Annotated in this window: 19 protein-coding genes; 7 read left to right on the top strand and 12 right to left on the bottom strand. The window is 40.0% G+C overall.

The window, feature by feature from the left end; translation table 11 throughout:
• Nucleotides 1-101 precede the first annotated feature (101 nt).
• From HUS26_RS12825 to HUS26_RS12790, 8 genes are all read right to left on the bottom strand, one after another.
• On the bottom strand, nt 102-572 hold the full coding sequence (locus HUS26_RS12825) for a M67 family metallopeptidase (RefSeq protein WP_256371065.1): 471 nt from the start codon (nt 570-572) through the stop codon (nt 102-104).
• On the bottom strand, nt 508-687 hold the full coding sequence (locus HUS26_RS12820; RefSeq protein WP_173917526.1) for a hypothetical protein: 180 nt from the start codon (nt 685-687) through the stop codon (nt 508-510). The genes HUS26_RS12825 and HUS26_RS12820 overlap by 65 nt, the downstream gene beginning before the upstream one ends.
• A 53-nt stretch (nt 688-740) precedes the next feature.
• Complete coding sequence (locus HUS26_RS12815; RefSeq protein WP_173917525.1) at nt 741-1,181, bottom strand: hypothetical protein; 441 nt, start codon at nt 1,179-1,181, stop codon at nt 741-743.
• An 84-nt stretch (nt 1,182-1,265) separates the two neighbouring features.
• The gene (locus HUS26_RS12810) at nt 1,266-1,607 is read right to left on the bottom strand and encodes a hypothetical protein (protein ID WP_173917524.1); all 342 of its coding nucleotides are present in this window, start codon (nt 1,605-1,607) and stop codon (nt 1,266-1,268) included.
• Nucleotides 1,608-1,683: 76 nt separating this feature from the next.
• On the bottom strand, nt 1,684-2,799 hold the full coding sequence (locus HUS26_RS12805) for a hypothetical protein (protein WP_173917523.1): 1,116 nt from the start codon (nt 2,797-2,799) through the stop codon (nt 1,684-1,686).
• Between the two features lie 121 nt (nt 2,800-2,920).
• Nucleotides 2,921-4,768, bottom strand: a complete 1,848-nt coding sequence (locus tag HUS26_RS12800; protein ID WP_173917522.1) for a hypothetical protein — start codon at nt 4,766-4,768, stop codon at nt 2,921-2,923.
• A gap of 75 nt (nt 4,769-4,843) precedes the next feature.
• Entirely contained in the window at nt 4,844-5,941 is a 1,098-nt protein-coding gene (locus tag HUS26_RS12795; RefSeq protein ID WP_173917521.1) for a hypothetical protein, read from the bottom strand.
• 341 nt (nt 5,942-6,282) lie between these two features.
• Nucleotides 6,283-7,389: a hypothetical protein gene (locus HUS26_RS12790; RefSeq protein ID WP_173917520.1), complete on the bottom strand. Its 1,107-nt coding sequence runs from the start codon at nt 7,387-7,389 to the stop codon at nt 6,283-6,285.
• Between the two features lie 206 nt (nt 7,390-7,595).
• On the opposite strand from HUS26_RS12790, the gene HUS26_RS12785 reads away from it, so the two are divergent.
• From HUS26_RS12785 to HUS26_RS12770, 4 genes are all read left to right on the top strand, one after another.
• Nucleotides 7,596-8,777, top strand: a complete 1,182-nt coding sequence (locus HUS26_RS12785) for a hypothetical protein (RefSeq protein ID WP_173917519.1) — start codon at nt 7,596-7,598, stop codon at nt 8,775-8,777.
• A 25-nt stretch (nt 8,778-8,802) separates the two neighbouring features.
• Nucleotides 8,803-9,405, top strand: coding sequence for a hypothetical protein (locus tag HUS26_RS12780; protein WP_173917518.1), 603 nt, complete (start codon nt 8,803-8,805; stop codon nt 9,403-9,405).
• Nucleotides 9,406-9,504: 99 nt separating this feature from the next.
• Complete coding sequence (locus HUS26_RS12775; protein WP_173917517.1) at nt 9,505-10,569, top strand: carbohydrate-binding protein; 1,065 nt, start codon at nt 9,505-9,507, stop codon at nt 10,567-10,569.
• Between the two features lie 497 nt (nt 10,570-11,066).
• Entirely contained in the window at nt 11,067-11,861 is a 795-nt protein-coding gene (locus HUS26_RS12770) for a CsxC family protein (protein WP_173917516.1), read from the top strand.
• Nucleotides 11,862-11,920: 59 nt separating this feature from the next.
• Here HUS26_RS12770 and HUS26_RS12765 read toward each other — a convergent pair whose 3' ends face one another.
• The 3 genes from HUS26_RS12765 to HUS26_RS12755 all read right to left on the bottom strand — a co-directional run bounded on the left by HUS26_RS12765 (nt 11,921) and on the right by HUS26_RS12755 (nt 15,522).
• Complete coding sequence (locus tag HUS26_RS12765; RefSeq protein ID WP_173917515.1) at nt 11,921-13,612, bottom strand: hypothetical protein; 1,692 nt, start codon at nt 13,610-13,612, stop codon at nt 11,921-11,923.
• A 94-nt stretch (nt 13,613-13,706) separates the two neighbouring features.
• Nucleotides 13,707-14,495, bottom strand: coding sequence for a CsxC family protein (locus tag HUS26_RS12760; RefSeq protein WP_173917514.1), 789 nt, complete (start codon nt 14,493-14,495; stop codon nt 13,707-13,709).
• 268 nt (nt 14,496-14,763) lie between these two features.
• Nucleotides 14,764-15,522, bottom strand: a complete 759-nt coding sequence (locus HUS26_RS12755; protein WP_173917513.1) for a CsxC family protein — start codon at nt 15,520-15,522, stop codon at nt 14,764-14,766.
• 212 nt (nt 15,523-15,734) lie between these two features.
• Between HUS26_RS12755 and HUS26_RS12750 the strand changes: the two genes are divergently transcribed.
• The gene (locus HUS26_RS12750; RefSeq protein ID WP_173917512.1) at nt 15,735-16,925 is read left to right on the top strand and encodes a ParM/StbA family protein; all 1,191 of its coding nucleotides are present in this window, start codon (nt 15,735-15,737) and stop codon (nt 16,923-16,925) included.
• Between the two features lie 12 nt (nt 16,926-16,937).
• The gene (locus HUS26_RS12745) at nt 16,938-17,312 is read left to right on the top strand and encodes a hypothetical protein (protein WP_173917511.1); all 375 of its coding nucleotides are present in this window, start codon (nt 16,938-16,940) and stop codon (nt 17,310-17,312) included.
• A gap of 52 nt (nt 17,313-17,364) precedes the next feature.
• Here HUS26_RS12745 and HUS26_RS12740 read toward each other — a convergent pair whose 3' ends face one another.
• Nucleotides 17,365-17,943: a CotY/CotZ family spore coat protein gene (locus HUS26_RS12740; protein WP_173917510.1), complete on the bottom strand. Its 579-nt coding sequence runs from the start codon at nt 17,941-17,943 to the stop codon at nt 17,365-17,367.
• 237 nt (nt 17,944-18,180) lie between these two features.
• On the opposite strand from HUS26_RS12740, the gene HUS26_RS12735 reads away from it, so the two are divergent.
• Complete coding sequence (locus tag HUS26_RS12735; protein WP_173917509.1) at nt 18,181-18,603, top strand: PH domain-containing protein; 423 nt, start codon at nt 18,181-18,183, stop codon at nt 18,601-18,603.
• The last annotated feature ends 149 nt before the right edge of the window (nt 18,604-18,752 follow it).

Below are 18,752 nucleotides of genomic sequence, written 5' to 3'. Positions count from 1 at the left end.
GCTCCATCTTATGATTTTGCTTAAGGAATTATGAGTGACTTACTTAAAGCGAATGATAATAAAAACATCCCGAACTCAAGAGTTGGGGATGCAGAAACACTTTAATATTTGATGAGCTGAACAGGTATTACCTTGCCATTCTTTATTTTGTACCCTTTAACTTCTGGTCCTTTTTTAGCAAAAGAAACAATAATATAAATCGCTGCAGGGTAATGAGCGTATTTAATATCCTGATGAGAAGGGTAAGCACGGCTTGTTGGGTGCGAATGAAAAATCCCTGTCAGTTTTTCGCCTTTACGCTCCATTTCCAAGAATGTATTTCGCAGCTCCTGATCATCTATAGAAAAAGAAATAGGACTAGCATCAAGGTTTCTCATTTTCCAACAATTATTTCCGTATCCTAGTGCAGGACCTGAAAGAAGACCGCAGCCTTCTAAAGGCAGCTCTGACTTACAATGGGAGATCATCTTTCTCCAGATGGACTCTTTTATATAAAAACAGGGCGATTTAGGGACGAAGTTTTTTCTTCCCGCATCCGCACCCTTGGCTTTTGGTGGTATTTGATGGTGCAAGTTTTTGGCTTAATCGTCTTCCTCTATTTAACCGGATTGATTTAACTTGGCGGTGGTGGGAAAGACTTCCTCTTTTTGCTTGACGGTATAATTCGTTCACTTGTTTTGGCGTCATAGAATTTCCTCCTTTTTACTAGTTATATTCATGATAAAAGGAGGAGGAGACGGCTATTGTTCTCGTCGGTAGTATTTAAAAGGATTAAATACTGAGTCATCTAAAGGCTGCTGCCTGCGAACGGGGTGTTGGGGATAGCTGCCTTGTGGTTTGTTTTGCAGCTTGTTTTCATTCTGCTGCTTTTTGGTTCCTGCTTTTTTAGATAAGTTATTGCGAGAGGGTTTTTGTATTTTTGGTTGACCCGTATTACGCTGTCTTTTCGGAATCGAGGTCATCTTTGCTTTAGAAGTATAATTTTGATTGAATTCTTTCGTTTGATTGGTATAGATGGGTTCATTCTGCAAAGAAGAAATCATTCTCCTGTTCATTTGATTAATTAATGCTTTCATTCTTTCCAGTTCATTTTCCAATTTTGTCATTCTTGAGTGAAGCTCTTGACTGGATACTTGAGTATCAGACTCCTGGTCCTTGCCGTTGGAATTCTTTTTTACCATGATATTTTCCACCACCTTTTTGAATGGGTTTATTCAGCTGGAAAAATTACCTGTCCCATTGGATACAATCGCAACTGGCAGCTTTTAAGGGGAAATTCTTGTCGTCTGATTGATTTTAAATTGGTTAAGATACTGAGCTAAATTCAGAGAATTGGGAGATTTATGATCTCGCATTTCTTGAAGAGAATTGGATGATGATTCTTCGTCTATTGGGGAGAGGTGGTCAGAAGCTTTTTCTATTTTATTTAATAGAGGATTTAAATCAGTAGTCAAAGATCTTCTGAGTTCATTTCTCCACTCATCCCCTTTTTGCTGTAGATGTAAATAATTACTCTTTAAAGTTTGGAGTGTCTCTTGCGATTCAATAATTTTATGGTTCATCTCCCAAATAGCGGACCGATCCGCGTTTACAGTGTTGTCTTTCAATTGTTCACATCCTCCTTTTTCTACCAAATATGATTTAGATATAGAATGAAATAAAAAGGGGGAATGCCCCCCTTGATCATGGAGTATCAAAATCAATGTCATCAAATGTGAGGCAGTCACGAACTTCTAGTTGGGCATCCGGCACATTGACTGCAGCTACTATAAAGGTACCGGCTGTTAGAGCGAACGTATCTTGCGCAGCCTCCGTAAACACTAAAGTATAAGGCACATTCTGCTGGTTTCCTGTTCCTCCGGTTACATCCGCTCGCCCTGTAATAGTCATCCTAATGTTTTCCGTACATTCAACATTTTCAATGGTTCTTGGGGTAACAGTAGTAACCGTACCGTCTGAAGCGGTTTGTGTGTACACCCAATTACTTTGAGATAATGTACAATTATCACAAATTAATGCTTCTAACTGATGTTGGATTTCTGACACTGTTACATCAATCATTGCTTCCGCCTGACAGTCACAGTTAGGCCGCGGGAATATATTCGGGCACTGTGGCGGAAATTCAAAAGCAGGACAGACTTCATCTATAGGAGGAGGTAATGGGATATCATTCGGCCGCGGCTGACAGAATTTACCCAGTACTTCTAATTTAACTTCCGCCTCTACTTGTATTTCTTTACAGATGGTTACTCTTAGCTGCACCAAGTCTCCAAGCAGAACTCTGTTAGTTGGATTACAGAAAATTTTCGTGATTCGGCAAGTTATGTTTTTCTCATCTAGAGGTTCAGGAATACAAATCATATACTCCTCATCAAATTGCACAGGCACATCAAATTTGCATAATAATTTACCTTCCGTATCATCAAAGATCTTTAATTCAACAAACACGGTCCATAATACTCTGATGATCCCAGGGGTTCCGTTCATTATTTCTATAATTTCACAGGAAAAACGTTCAAATTTGTCGGGGCACTTTTTATCATGCTTATGAGAGAATTTTTTTAAATCTTTAAGCGGGAATGGCGGCGGTACTTCAGGCGTACTGCACTCTACGCGAATATCGTGATGTTTTTCCAGTGCACCCCTGACCCTGGAGGCACAAGGGTCCTTGCATTGAGAGAACTCAGGAATCGAAGTTTTATTCTCATAACTGTTGATATCAGTAATCCAATCATAAACTTTTGTTACGCGTATACATTCGGGCATTAAACTATTAGGGGTAAGGTCATCTATTGGCAATCTAAAGCACCTCTCTTAAATAATTAGCTCAAAAATAGTCAACGATTTAAAAAAGGTGTATGCCTAACAAGTACATTTCCTTAAATATGTAAAAGGGAGAAGAACTCCTCTCCCTAGTTAGTTATGGTCTGTCATATGATATGTCATCAAACGTTAAGCAGTCTTGGACGGTTAATTGACTAGCTAATACAATGACATCAAATGTCGAGATAGGTCCTGTAACTAAATTAAATGTAGTCGGACCTACCGTACTATCCGTAAAGGTAAGTGTATAAGTTACGTTGTCGAAGTCACCGACGGCTCCTCTAATATCGGCACGTCCTTGAACCGTCATCTGAATGCCGCCTTCTACTTCCATACATTCTACACTTTCAATAGTTCTGGGTGTCACTGTTGACACTTCTCCAGCAGGAGACGTTTGGGTAAAGCTCCAAGTACTTTGAGATAATGTGCAGTTATCACAAATAAGCGCATCCAGTACATAATGGAAGCCGGCAGCATTTATATCATCGATAGCGGCTTTTGCCTGACAGTCACAGTTTGGACGAGGAAAGAAGTTACACTGAGGCGGGAACTCAAAACCAGGGCATTCTTCTGGAGATGGCGGTTCTGGAAGAATATCGTTTGGACGCGGCTGGCAGAATTTCGCCAATACTTCAAGTTTCACTTCTTCATCGATTTGAATGTCTTTACATACCGTTACACTGACTTGAACCTGGTTGCCAAGGAAAACAGTGTTAGTGACACTGCATCGCACATCTGTGATGCGGCAGAAGACGTTATCTTCGTCAAACGGCTCAGGAATACATACCATGTAAACATCATCAAATTGAACGGGTACGTCAAACTCGCACGTTTCTCCTGTTGTTTCATTCGTAACGGTCACTGTGACAAATACTGTCCACAATACGCGGATCATACCTGGCATTCCGTTCGTTACTTCTAACACCTCACATGTGGCATCTGGGCCGGGAACTTCCGGCGGAGTACACTCAAACGTAATGTTGTCTCCGGCTGCAAGGGCAGCGGCTACTAATCCAGCGCATGTGGCTGGGTCATCTGGATCTCCTGGAAGAGGCGTTTTGTTCGTGTACTGGTTCACATCAGCAATCCAGTCATATACTTTCTGGGTGCGAATACATTCAGGACGCAGGCTGTTACCTGCTGGAGTGACAATTGTAACTGTAAAGGAACAGGAAAAAATTCCATCAGCTCTACAAACTACTTCAGTTGCACCGGCAGGGAAAAAGGTACCGGATGATGGCGTACAAGAAACAACTGTTCCCTCTGGTGTTACAGTTGGGGAAGGAAAATTAATTACTTTTCCTGATTGTCCTCTATTAATACCTTCAAAGATATCACTTGAACAACTGATATCTAAACAAGGTTCTTCTGCTAATTCATAATTTGTTCCATTATAACTCCAAAATAGTATCGTGTTGTTATCATCAAGAGAACCGGTAGGTCCCGTAACTGTATCGTCCGGACTGGTATTAGTAGGCGGGTCATAGGTGAACACACTGGAAGGTCCTCCATTTCCACTGGCGACTCCGACTAAGCCATCTGTACTGTCCAGGTTTTCATAACCAAAACCTATTGACCCTGAATCATATAAAACAATTTGAAACGTATTTGACCCAGTGTTAGGCCATTCCGGTACGTTTACCCATGTAACGATAAAACGGTCGGATAATTGTTTAACGAAGACATTTCCGTTTGGGTTGAGATCATCCCACAAAGCAGCAATTCGTGGGTTGTTATCATTGATAAAATCAGCAATAGTTTCAAAAAAGTCTCCATCACCTGCGTTAAACGTTAAATTTCCATTGGAGTTAACAAACAAACTAGTATAATTGGCTCCATAGAAGGAAAAGGTGAATCCTTGAGTAAAGTTAACTTGACTAAAACCATCGTCCCCTAGAAAAACGGGGGTTCCAAAATTATTACCTTGGTGCAATAAACACCCCATAATCATGCCTCATTTCTTTAATGTTTGCTTATAAAAAAATGGGAGAAGAATAGCTCCCCCCATTTTTAAAATTTTTTATGGTGTGTCAAACGGAATATCATCGAACGTTAAGCAGTCTTGAACAATAAGCTGGCCATCTGGTACAGTGACGTCTCCAGTGGTAATAGGTCCTGCAATTAAGTTGAAAAGATCGTCTGCTGCACCAGTAGTTTCAATGAACGAAAGTGTGTAGTTTACGTTCGTAAAGTCACCGGCTGCACCGCTTACATCCGCTGTACCTGTAACTACCATACGGAGACCAAGGCCTTCTATAGCGTTACATGCAACATTAGCAATCGTTCTCGGTGTTACCGTTGTAACGCCGCCGCCTGGAGCCGTCTGTGTGTAACTCCAAGTACTTTGAGATAACGTACAGTTGTCACAGATAAGAGCGTCTAATACATAATTGAACCCTGTACTTCCATCCGTATTATTGATAAACGCTTCTGCCTGACAGTCACAGTTTGGACGCGGGAAGAAGTTACATTGTGGTGGGAACTCGAATCCTGGGCATTCTTCTGGAGCTGGCGGCTCTGGAAGAATATCGTTCGGACGCGGCTGACAGAATTTCGCCAACACTTCCAGTTTCACTTCTTCTTCGATTTGGATGTCTTTACATACCGTTACACTGACTTGGACCTGGTTGCCAAGGAAAACAGCGTTTGTGACACTGCATCGTACAGCCGTGATGCGGCAGAACACGTTATCCTCATCGAATGGCTCTGGGATACAAACCATGTAAACATCATCAAATTGAACAGGTACGTCAAACTCGCAAGTTTCTCCTGTTGTTTCGTTCGTGACCGTAACCGTGACAAAAACTGTCCACAATACGCGGATCATACCCGGCATTCCGTTCGTTACCTCTAACACATCACATGTGGCATCTGGGCCGGGAACTTCCGGCGGTGTACACTCAAACGTAAGGTCGTCTCCAGCTGCAAGGGCAGCGGCTACTAATCCAGCGCAAGTTGCTGGATCATCTGGATCTCCAGGGATCGGTGTTTTGTTGGTGTACTGGTTAACATCTGTAATCCAGTCATACACTTTTTGTGTACGAATGCATTCGGGCATTAAGTCGTTTGGAGTAAGTGGTGGAATTTGAGCACCTTTGATTGACTTAAACTTTTTCATACAATCAATCTACCTTTCTTAAAATATTATTAACACTATTATTTTATTAACTGGAAAGGCTTTCGCAACGGGGGTGTTAGCCTGTTTTTAGAAGGTACGTAAACAAATTAGAAAGCTATTTGTCATGGATTGAGAGCCTATAACATTAAGGTAGAAAGTCAGGAGGTTTTATATAAGAGGTTTTACTATCCAAGCACGGATGGGACTCTTATTTGAAGCAGTACGGTTAGATAATCAATATCAAAGTAAGGTGGTTACTTTGGTCATCCTATTTTAGGTTTTAATTCTGAAATATGCCTATAAAAAAATAGGGGAAGGCTGACTTCCCCTATTTTCATCTTTTATGGCGTATCAAAATCAATATCATCGAATGTTAAGCAGTCTTGAACGAGAAGCTCGTCATCGGGTATAGTGACTGCACCTGTGACAAATGTTCCAGCAGTTAGGTCAAAGGCATCAGAACCAACAGCACTCTCATCTAATAAAAGAGTGTAGTTAACGTTTGTTTGATTTCCTGCATCTCCACTTACATTCGCTCGGCCAGTGACAGTCATTCTAATTGATCCAGGCAACGCTAATTGTTCACAAGTTACACTTTCAATTGTTATAGGAGTAACAGTTGTTGTGCCTGCATCAGTAGTACGTGTATAACTCCAAGTACTTTGAGATAACGTACAGTTATCACAAATCAATGCATCTAGTTGATGTCTTGTTCCTCCTCCTCCGTTAGGTTCTGTAACGGTAACATCAACAGCTGCTTCTGCCTGACAGTCACAGTTAGGACGCGGGAAGAAGTTACATTGTGGCGGGAACTCGAATCCTGGGCATTCTTCTGGAGCTGGCGGCTCTGGAAGCATATCGTTCGGACGCGGCTGGCAGAACTTCGCCAATACTTCCAGTTTCACTTCTTCTTCGATTTGGATATCTTTACAAACGGTAACGCTTACCTGCACTTGGTTGCCAAGGAAAACCATGTTGGTCACGCTGCACCGTACAGCTGTGATGCGGCAGAAAACATTGGTTTCATCAAATGGCTCTGGGATACATACCATGTAAACATCATCAAATTGAACGGGTACGTCAAACTCACACGTTTCCCCTGTTGTTTCATTCGTGACTGTCACCGTGACAAAAACTGTCCACAATACGCGGATCATACCCGGCATTCCGTTCGTTACTTCTAACACATCACATGTGGCATCTGGGCCGGGAACTTCCGGCGGAGTACACTCAAACGTAATGTCGTCTCCGGCTGCAAGGGCAGCGGCTACTAATCCAGCGCAAGTGGCGGGATCAGCTGGATCTCCTGGAAGAGGAGTTTTGTTGGTGTACTGGTTAACATCTGTGATCCAGTCATACACTTTTTGTGTGCGAATGCATTCAGGCATCAAGCTGTTTGGGGTAAGTGGTGGAATTTGAGCACCTTTAATGGACTTGATTCTTTTCATACAATCAAACCTTTCGAAGTTATTATTATCATTAATAGCTTATTAACTATAAAGACTTTGGCAACGGGGGTTTTCGCCTGTTTTTAGTGATAGAGACAAGAGCCTAAATCTATAGCAATCAGCAAGGCGGCAGGATAAAAAAACATCATGAATAACCGATTGCTTCATAAAATGAATGGTATAGGCATATATCGGGAGGTCATCGGGTGAACATTTCTGTTTTTCATCAGGAAAAGAAAATAGGGGAGATCCCTTTTGCTTCTTTAGCCGCATTTCGGTTGTTTTGTGAGCAGCAAGGGTTCATCACGTATTGGAAAAACGAAAAGAAAGAACTCAAGTTAAAACCAGCTTTATCTTCTATAAACCTGGCCTTAAGTGGTGAAGAAGATTTTTTAAAACAAATGAAGGAATTTCTTTCTAATTGCGGGATAACTGTTTTGGAGGAGAACGTTGAGAAAGATGTTGATTTAACGGTAAAGTTCTCGCTTCGTCAAAGCTCACCGGAAAACATCAAGCCAAGAGTTAAAATCACTCATAACTTACATCAGAATCTGCAGAGCTTAAAGTTAGGTTTATATAAGGAGTTAAAAAACAGTGAGTTCGAATATGAATTTATTAAAACAACAAAAGATTGGGGATTCCCAGTTCTAGAAATCAACTGTGTAATCCCGGAAAAATCAGCTCAATCAAGGATTGAGAACCTTTCCTTACATGTTGTTTCTGCCATAATGAGGTATTTTAATAAAGGGAATCAATCGATGCTGTCTTGCTTACCTTTAGGAACACTTGATTTATTTACAAAAGCATCATCATTTTCACCGTCTAAAAATAAAACTTCAACTACGCCCCCTTCTCCTAAAAGTCAATCCAATAACCATCCAGTTTCCATCCAAAAAAGTACAGTCGAAAAGCAGCTGCCAACAGCGGAAGTATTTTTTGATTACACGATCTTCTTCAGCGAAAAGAAAGATCGTCTTATGACTCATGGAAAGCTGGCAATAAAAAACACGAGCAGCACTCCTTTGTATAATCCCGTTATTTGTTTGAAGGTAGAACCAGCAGGCTGCCTGGAAGTAAAAGGACAGATTCTTCCCCCTGACCTGGTAGATGGTCTCGGTGTTCAATCAGAGGAAGGTGCCAAAGGGTGGAAATTTCTAAATAAAGACTGGCTGGAAATCGCTTCAGAAAAGGGAGAGTACTGGATAGGGCCAATCCAGCGGATGATGATTCCCGGCAGGCAGCACTTATCACTGGATAATCTTCAATTTGTTATTAAACAGCCGGAAGCAGGACAGGATGTAAACATTTATGGATATGTATACTTTAATGGAGATAAGGTAAAGTTCAGCTCGAATAATAAGATCAGTGTAAAGTTTCCTCCGAAATAGAAGCTTTTAAAGGGGAGGTCTTAAGGTGAAGAAAAGAACGAATTTTCCTTCCGGAAAAAGGACTATTCATCAAGAACAGTTAGAAAATAAAGGCCAAGCGAACAATATAATAGAAGAAACTCAATTTCATAGAGAATGGGAACAGTCGCAAGCAGAGCTGGAGAAAAATATAGAACAGATTAGAGTTCTGGAAGACAGCAGAACATCCCTTCAAAATGAGTTAGACGCGGCTAAAAGTCAATACGAGGAAATTACTTTTCAAAATGAAAAGCTGCAAGCTGCTGTAGAAACTTTAAAAGATAAAAATGAGAGTTTAGAAAATACGATTATGCAGTACTCAGAAGAAAGAAAAGAGTTAGAAGAGAAAATCATCCATTCATCAAACAAAGAACAAGAATTACAGAATGAAATCGAACAGTTAAAAGAAGAAATAGTAAGGTTGAAGGAAGAGAGAGAACTTTTTATAGAGAAGGATAATCTAATGAAACACGAGTTAGCGACAAGGTTAGAAACGGAAATAAATACTTATAACCAAAAAGCAGCGGAAGGCTTGCAAATTATTCATCAGTTAGAAAAAGAAATAGAGTCTTTGCAGAAAGAACTTACTAGATTAAAAGTAGAGGAATAATAACTCTTCCTCCTAATCAATATTGCTTTAAAGACATTTTACATTTTTTACAATCTTAAAGCATAAATTGTTATCGATATCTAAAGGAGGTGTACAGCTATGATGTATTATTATGGTCATCCGGATAATCCCTATTTTGCTAATCACAACAGGAATGGGCTGCCTTTTTACGAAAACTATGGATTTTATGGGTATCCTGCTGCCACGGGCAGCCCCGACCCTTATCGTCAGCCATATTACTATCCGCCACAACCGCATTACTTTCCGACAGAACAAAATTTAGAGAGTGATCAATCGCGGGCCAGCTGGAAACAGTGGGAAGATCTTGGAGCACCGCCTGGAGGCTTTAGAGGGGCACCGTCTGTAGCTTCGTGGCAATCCAACAGGCTGGACTGTTTTGTTCATGGCAATAATAACCGAATGTGGCATAAGTGGTGGGATGGATCGAGATGGCATGACTGGGAAGACCTCGGTGCGCCTAGAGGAGGGGTCCGCAGTGCCCCGGGGGCTGTATCGTGGGGGGCGAACCGGATTGACTGTTTTGTTCGTGGTAGAAATGATCAAATGTGGCACAAATGGTGGAATGGTTCCCGATGGAGCAATTGGGAGGACCTTGGAGCACCGCCTGGCGGTTTTGAAGGAGCTCCAGCTGCAGCTTCGTGGCAGTCGAATCGCTTAGATTGTTTTGTACAAGGCGATGACAATAATTTATGGCATAAATGGTGGGATGGTTCCCGATGGAGTCAATGGGAAAATCTTGGTGCTCCGCGCGGAGGAGTCCGAAGTTCACCTGGAGCTGTATCGTGGGGGCCGAACCGTATCGATTGCTTTGTAAAAGGCAGAAATGACCGCATGTGGCATAAATGGTGGGATGGCTCTCGCTGGAGTAACTGGGAGGATCTTGGGTCACCAAGCGGTGGTTTTGATGGAGCGCCGGCTGTGGCTTCGTGGGATCGCAATCGCTTAGATTGCTTTGTCCGAGGCAGTAACAATCAAATGTGGCATAAGTGGTGGGATGGATCAAGGTGGAGAGGCTGGGAAGACTTAGGGGCACCGCGTGGAGGAGTCCGAAGTTCGCCTGGAGCCGTATCATGGGGCAGGAATCGGATTGACTGTTTTGTAAGAGGAAGAAATGATCATATGTGGCACAAATGGTTCTCATAACTTTTTAGAAAAAATGTTACTAGGAAGGTTTTTCGGATTTTAAAATTTTAATAATAGAGAAAAAGCAGTCCAGTTTTCATTGGACTGCTTTTTTTGTTGTCTAGGAAATCATAAAATTCCAAGCTGTGGAGCGACATCCAGCTTCAGCGCCCTGGTAGACACTCGCGTCATAAACCATCCGCCCTGCTGAAAGGAAAGGCCGCCTTCCTCCGGCCGTTTTGCTTATGCGTTTCGTGTCTACCAGGGCGCTTTAAGCCTTTGTTTTTACTAGGCTGCTCTATCAATATTTTAAATTAGGGTGTGCTATAACCCGATAGGAATACAGCTTATCGGAGACCTTTTGTAAGCTCCGGAAAAACCTGTAAATAATAGGTTTATAAACCTAGCGACACACGTCCATTCCAATTTAATATCCTCTACATATATTACTAATGAGTCAAAAGAAACTAGAAGTCCGATTATAGCTTTTGACAAAAATTTTTTAAGGAGTGAACAATATGAAGAAAAACACAGGCTGTGGATATGGTCACAAAAAATGCCCTGCACTGCCACCTAATGATAAGGCAAAATCAAGAAGTTTGTTTACTGCGTCAGAGCAGTTTGCTAATGCTGACGATCAGGAAATCACGGTCGTCCTTGGAGATGTGCTGATCCAATCTCTTACAGAAGCAGACTTTTATCTGCCGACATATGCCAGGGCTATTAAAAACATTGAGAAGAATGTGTCCTTAACACAATGCAAAGCAATCCCTGTCGTAGATAATCCAAACTATGTAAAACTATTTGTAGAAGGGATTGTCCACAAAAATATTCAATACGTGGAAAACGCTTACGGAGTTGTGAAAGATTATAGCATTGATATTCCATTTAAAGCTTATGATCAAGTAGAACTTGCGAATCCAGTAGATTTTCCGTTTGATTTTGAATATAGTGTAAAAGACAATGTACTTCAACGCAGAGAATTAGCAAAAGACGGTATGGGAGCCGATCGCTGCGAATTTGGTTCTTTAACATTCGAAATTAATAATGAACCGATCAAGTGCAAGCTTCTTGCTTCTGCAGTAAATCAGTGGGATATTGTGAAGAACTTTGACAACTGGGGCCGTTTTAACAAAGTTACTGAAAAAATGGATATCAACCTAGTTATTAAGCTGACTCAGAAACAACAACCTAATTTTGATCCACCAACACCACCACCTAACGATGATGATCTTTGTGGAGACTCATACTATGCAAATACCCAAAATTCTCAAAATGTTTATAGCAAATTCAGAAAAATTATCGGACAGTAACTTAATTAAATAGAGGTGTCTCCATCACGGAGACACCTCTTATTTACATAGGGAGAAGATTAATAAGTAATATATTGTTTCTGTAAAAGATCTATACATATTTGCGCATTTCCCTGAATCGAAACCCGTTCATTGGCAGCCTTTGAATAAGTAGAATTATGCCAAATGAAATGGATGCTCTGAACTTGTTTTTCGATAGGGTTTGTAAATTCCTGATAGTATTCATAATGCGTACTTCCTTCTTGGGCATAAGGAGAAGCGAAGTTATAGTCTTTTTGATAGCTGTTGGCAAGTTCCGGGGGCAAGAGCCAGTTAACTTTAACAGCTTTATCCCATTGAATAGGTATTTTTACAGTATGGATGGTACGCTTTTGTGGATCACTTACATACTCTACATCTGCCAGGAACACGCCGCTGAAAAACGCGTTAGATGTTGTAGAAAGTACATTCACTTTCAAAGAATAGAGGGACCAGTCAATTTTTATTACTTCTGATAGATCATCTATCATATCGAGTGATTCCATAATATCAATATCAATGAGGACCTTAGATAATAATACCGGAACCTTTACTAAGAAGTTATTTTCTTTCTTTTTAGTAACCGCATACGGCAGGTGTTCCCGTTGATCATTTTCATTACATTCTTTATCTTCAAGTTCCTTTTCGAATACATTGGATAGCGGGGATTCATCATCTTCCTCCTCATAATCGACGGAGGATTCATCATCAATAGTTGGATCATCAGAAGATTCCATTAAGTCCTCAATAATTAGGGAAGGTTCTATATCATGTTCTACTGAAGAAGAAATTTCTTCTTCCTCACATACTGCTTTTTCTATAAGAGATTCGTAGGAATCATCTGCTAATGAAGAGGATTCACTTATAAGAGAAAACGATTCGTTACTCTCCCTTTCACTCGAAGGTTCATTTATAGAGGAAGATTCCTCTTCAGTGAACGATTCTATACCATCCACTGAATCTATAAAAGATAGTGATTCTTCATCTTCAACATCTATCAAGTCTTTCTGTGAAAAATAGTAGTTTTTAAACCTATTCTGTTCCTCAGCAGGTTCCACTTCCATAGAAGAAACAATATCCTTTAATATCGAGTATTTATAATTGTCGCTGGAGGGATCTTCCTCGTTAGCAATTGATTGCTCCTCTGTGTCCAGTAAATCCTCCTCAGACAGGGGAGATCCGATTAATAACGAAATAAATTCTTCTTTAAGGGAATTCCTTAGTGTCAGCTGCTCTTTTGATTGGCTCTCTATATGATCTTCACTTACATCTACTTCTTCTTCCTTTTCTTCAAGAGGAAGAGAAGACGAGCTTTCTATATAATACTCACTTTCAGTTGGAGAGTATGAATCCTCAAGCATCGAAGAAAATTCCTTTCGAAAAGAAGATGTAGTTCTTAACCTTTTCGTTCCGTTTTCTTTATGGTTAGGGCTTGAAGCGGTTCTTTCATGAATCCTATCGTCAGCTTCCTCTTGTTGAGTACCTTTTACGATTTGGTTTTCCAGCTTAGGCGGAGATAGTATAACTGGGCGAGGGGCTTTTCCTCTTGATTTAAAGGGTGTGTAAATTTTGTTTTCGTCAGAGGACTCAAGGTTCTCGATGATTTCTATTTGAGAATAGTCAGGGTGAAAATCGTCTGGAGAATTGTCTGAATGTTTTTGATGTAAGCTCTTCTGACGAGATGGGTGCTGCCAATTCCGTCGAGTGAATAAGTTATCTTTCTTTTTCTTCATATCCCCTTGAAAGGTGCTTTTTTCTCTCGCATCCTTCCTCCCCCTCCTCAGTTTTTTTATCCATATGTCTTAAGTTTACTTTTTGTTTAACGTATTAATCACAAGACTCAAAATCATGTTTATAATCACAGTCGTCATTACAAGAAGAAGCTACGCGTATTTGTTGGTTCTGCAGCACTTTGAGACAAATATCTACTACCATTTTTTCTTCTACTTTTGTAAAGTATCCTTCGTTAAATGGGGAAGTTCCAGGAAGAGGGACTCGATCCAACGCTTCATCCCATTCGATGATTTTGCTGGAAAGCAGTTCACAAAAAGGAAGCTCGTTATAAAATTGGCTGCTTTCCTGGTGAAACTGAGAAAGGTCACTCGTTAGCAATTCATCTTTTTCCGGAAACCCTGATGGTAAGGATTTAGATACTGCAAAATCAAATTCTTCCCGCTTGTTTATTTTAGGCATGACAGGCATGGATAAGAAATCTTTAATTTCCGTTACACAATCAAAGGGGATATCCACAGTGAAAGAATGAATATCAGAGGCGACGGATTTCTCTGTGCTTGGTGCAATTTCATGAGACGGGCTGGCATATTGGATGTTTTTGCGGACAAATCCTTTTATAAATAATTTTTTGGTTGGAAGCAATAGGCGGCATTGAGTTAAATTTACTCTTTTTTTAATATCTTTGATTTCTAAAACGGGCTCAGGGAAGGTAATCGTCTCATTAATGTTTAATTGTAATTGAAGTTCAGCTAATACCACTGGAACCTTTGTCGTAATCTTTCCAATACTCACCTGTGGTTTAAATGATTTATTTTCACATTGACTGATACGGGAACTCTTGATACATTCATACCCTCGAAAGTCCTTATGTTCATCTGTCATTTGGCTTCCTCCCATACAAAATATATTTTATCGTATGCGGGATAAATGACTATGTCTGGGCGCTTATCTTGATATCGAGACAATGCAGCTGCAAGGCTAAGCTGCAGCGGAAAATAAAAACTAATTACTAAAGGAAGAAAGAGATGAATCAAAGGTTGTCCTAAAAATTTGGATTAATGAACCATATGGTGCATTTTGAATAGAGTATATAAAAGAAAAAACACAATCGGCCACTATCCATAAATAGTGGCGATTATGCTTTTAAAAATTACTGAGCGTCAACACGAACTTGTTGGTTTTGCAGCACTTTTACTGTGAAATTAATCGTCATTTTTTCAACCATGTGGTGGAAGTATCCTTCATCTACAGGACCTTCTCCAAAGGATTGACGATCAGTTGCTTCATCCCATTCAATAATCTCGCTTGAAATGAGCTCACAGAATGGAAGTTCGTTGTAAGCTTGAGTGCTTGTTTGATGGAATTGAGAGATATCGCTGGATAAGAATTGATCTTTTTCAGGATATCCAGGGCCAAGATCTTGTGCTCTAAAGAAATCAAATTCACTTCTTGTATTTGAAACAGGAAGTTGAGCAGGTGAGTCCAATGTCACTGTTGTCATACACTCAAAAGGCACTTTAAGCGTTAACGATTTGATCGTTGATGAAATGCAGCCTTCTGTTGAGTGTGGACAAGGGGATGCATATTGAATGTTTTTGCGGACATATCCCTTAAGGAATAATGGGAAAGGTCCAGCTGCAAATTGATCATCATCACCTGTTGAGGTACGCGTCATAAGACGGCATTGAGTAATAATAACTCTTTTCTTAATGTCTTTAATTTCTAATACTGGATCAGGAAACGAAATATTTGCCACTAAATGAGATGTTACAGTAAAAGCTCCTAAGTCAACAGGAACTTTGATTAGTCGCTCCCCTGCTGGTGCTACTGGTGTAGCTGCAGGCACGCTTGTGCATTGTTCAACAGAGGCTGACTCATTAAGGTTTACACAATTTTTATCTTTTTTCATTAGTATTTTTTCCTCCTTTATATTAACCTCACTGTATTCTATGCATGCTGTTCTATTAAGCATGGTCTAATGAATCAGCATAAACGTGGAACTTAAACTAAGTTATTTAAAGAAAAAGATGGGGCGTTTCTATCTTTTTAAAAAATTAAATATGGGTACTTGCACAATTGACAGCCTCTTACGCATAGGATTAAAACATTAGGAGGTAGAAAATGAATAATAAACATATTTTTTCAGTTGATATTGGGAACAGCTGGTACAAAATCCTTGCTTCAGATCAGGAGAATACCGTCGATTATCAGATCCCGAATGCAATTGCTCTGTTTGATGAAGAATTCTACGAAAAACCGTACGACGAGGAAGATGTGGAATTTGAGGAGAGTCTGATCGTAGAAGTGAAAAATCCCGCCGTTATAGATCGGCGTGAGATTTTTTATATTGGGAAATCAGCCATGAAACAAAAAAATGTCAGCTTAACTTCATTTAACAATCAGAAAATAGATGAAGAACGTACTTATATTCTGCTGTTTGCCTCAGCAGCCTATCATGCTTTACTTTCTAATTCTTCAGACGGTGATGTCTCTTATACGATCGACCAGTTAGCGGTTTCCCTTCCGACCACTCAATATAAGGAAAAGAAAGAGATTTTTAAACAGCGTCTGTTGGGGGGGCATACGGTCATTTTCCATAAGGTTCCTGGTGTAAGAGAACCTAAAGAAGTCGCTGTCAAATTGCACATTGATAATGTTATTGTAGGTGCCGAAGGAGCTCTCGCTTACTTAGCCTTAACACGCGATGAGGATACGTTAATGGTTAAGGATGATTCCCTCGTAAAAGATTCCAGGAAAGGGATCATCATCGGTGACCTTGGCGGAGATTCCGTTGACTTTGTCGGGATAAAAAACAATAAGCCGGTAGCTTCGGTCGAAGGAGAGCCATTTGGAATCAATCAATTTTTAGATAATATCATTCAAAAAGTAAACAAAAATGAGTTATACAGCTTTAATTCCCGCTCGGAACTTGAAGAGAAGCTGGCAGCAGGCCAGTCGGAATGGTATGTAGAGCCTTTTGCAGGAGTGAAAAAAGACATCAGTAAGTACATCACCCCGCAGCTGCGGCTGATGGCAATAAAATATTTAGAGCATTTTGACCGGATCAGGAGCAGTTCGAACGAAATAAAAGGGGCGGTGAAATATATCGCGGTTGGAGGAGCGGCAGAAATTGCAGAAAAACAAATTAAAGAAGCCGCCGTTAAGTGGAACGAGAGAGGCCGTCCGATTGAATTAATGTTTCCAGAGGATATGACAAAGCTCAATGTAAAAGGCCTGATGATCCTATCTAAAATGCATTTACTGACAAAGGAGCAGGAGTACGAAAGCGATTATGCGTTCACAAAAAGCTAGAGGGTGAATAAATTGTCCAGAACATACAGAGATTATTTTAATCAAACGGTTCTAACTATCCCTGACACATTTATTGACGTCAAAACAGGAGATACTCGTCAAGTGACGTCAAAAGTTATAGAGCAGATCGAGTATCATTCTGAGAATAATACTTTTCTTCACTTAATCATCTCATCTCTTCATGAATACTTCCATAAACGACCGGTCCATAATCAGAACACAGGCGATTTGTTAACTGAACTGCTGGAAATAAAAAAGCTTCTAATCAGTGGAGCAGCCGTGCCGGCACAAGCTGCACCCTTTAGAAATAACGAAGCTGGGTCACTTTCACCACAAGAAATTAATATTAAAGAAATAGCAGATGTTCTCGAAGCGTTTAGTGGGTAGGGATATGTAGAGAGAAGGTAGCCTAATGTCAGGTTTACCTTCTTTTTCTCGACTACAAATGGACAGCTGGTAAGCAGGTAATGGCGCAAAAGCAGGATAAATCAACTTTTATACAAATGTCTGTGCCGACCAAATCATCTACACACTTATGATCAATTTGACTGCAGGCGGAGAATTCTTTTTTACTGTGACACTCTTTTTCATGATCTTTAATTTCAGATTTAAAGAAAAGCAATTCAAGTACTGCACATTTTTTATCCAAATCTTTAATTTTAAAAATAAAACTGTTAATACATTTGAATTTTGACTTTTTAGAATGGCAGGTATAAGTGGTAACTCCCGTACCTTTAAAAGGTTCACAACCGCAATATAATATAAAAGGGATAGTGTTCTTCCTTCCCTTTTTGTTTCCTAATAAATCATCGATTGATTGCTGGCAGGATGTTTTACAGTGATCCTTTTTTTCAACTTCCCTTTGTGCATAAAGGATGGCTTCTAATACATCTTCTACACAATTTTTATAGTGTTTTTCCTTAGGCTTTTCATCTTTTTTTTGATCCATTTTTTTATGATCGATTTTACAATCAGACTTAGACCCAGAGCTTTCATGGTAATTATCCATAAAACACATACTGTTTCCCTCCTTATTTCTTCACTTAAAATAGTATACGTGGGAAGGGAAATTCCGTTTGATGAGGATACCTAAGGCCAGAGAAAAAATTGAAGAAGTTTAGTCAGTCTATAAATATTGATTTAGCGGGCGGGCACAATATTTTGAAACTCCACTTCTTTTAAACCCGTATAATAAATGAAGAAATTGGTCCGAAGTAGGAACAGGGAAAGTTGATCGATTGGAGGGATTCTTTTGGTGTACAAGTCAAAAAAAGACTGGTGGTTAGCTGTTATTTTGTGGGGAGCATTGCTTTATGTGATGGGAAACGGGCTCTATTCCCTTGTGACAGAAAGGATGGGAATGGGTGAATTTTTGTCTGTTTTATTTCTTTCTCTAGTAATTCCTGTCTTTATTCTTTGGCTTTGGCTTACGGTCGCTTACATTATTGAAGAGGAAGAGCTGATCGTTAAATATGGGCCATTTAAAAGAAGAATACCGTTATATTCTATAAAAACACTAAAGAAAACGATGAACCCTATTTCAAGTCCCGCCTTGTCCCTTAAAAGAATAGAGCTTGTCTACGGCCAGTACAGTACCATTCTTACTTCGCCTAAAGACAGAGACGAATTTATGCAAACGATTAAGGAGCGCTGTCCGCATGTCAGGATTCTAAAATAGCTTAACTTATAGCAGGGGGATAATCTTGGAACAAACATTGCTGAATTACTAAAAGTTTTGTTCTGCATTGAAGGATGGAGAAAGATTTATACTTGTGATCGATGGATTGAGTTGATCAGGAAAACAACGGCTGAGGAGAACAGCTAGAA

The sequence above is a fragment of the Halobacillus sp. Marseille-Q1614 genome, assembly GCF_902809865.1.
GTDB lineage: Bacteria > Bacillota > Bacilli > Bacillales > Halobacillaceae > Halobacillus_A.
The sequence above is the reverse complement of the archived record's forward strand: the minus strand, read 5'-3'. Positions and strand labels throughout refer to the sequence as shown.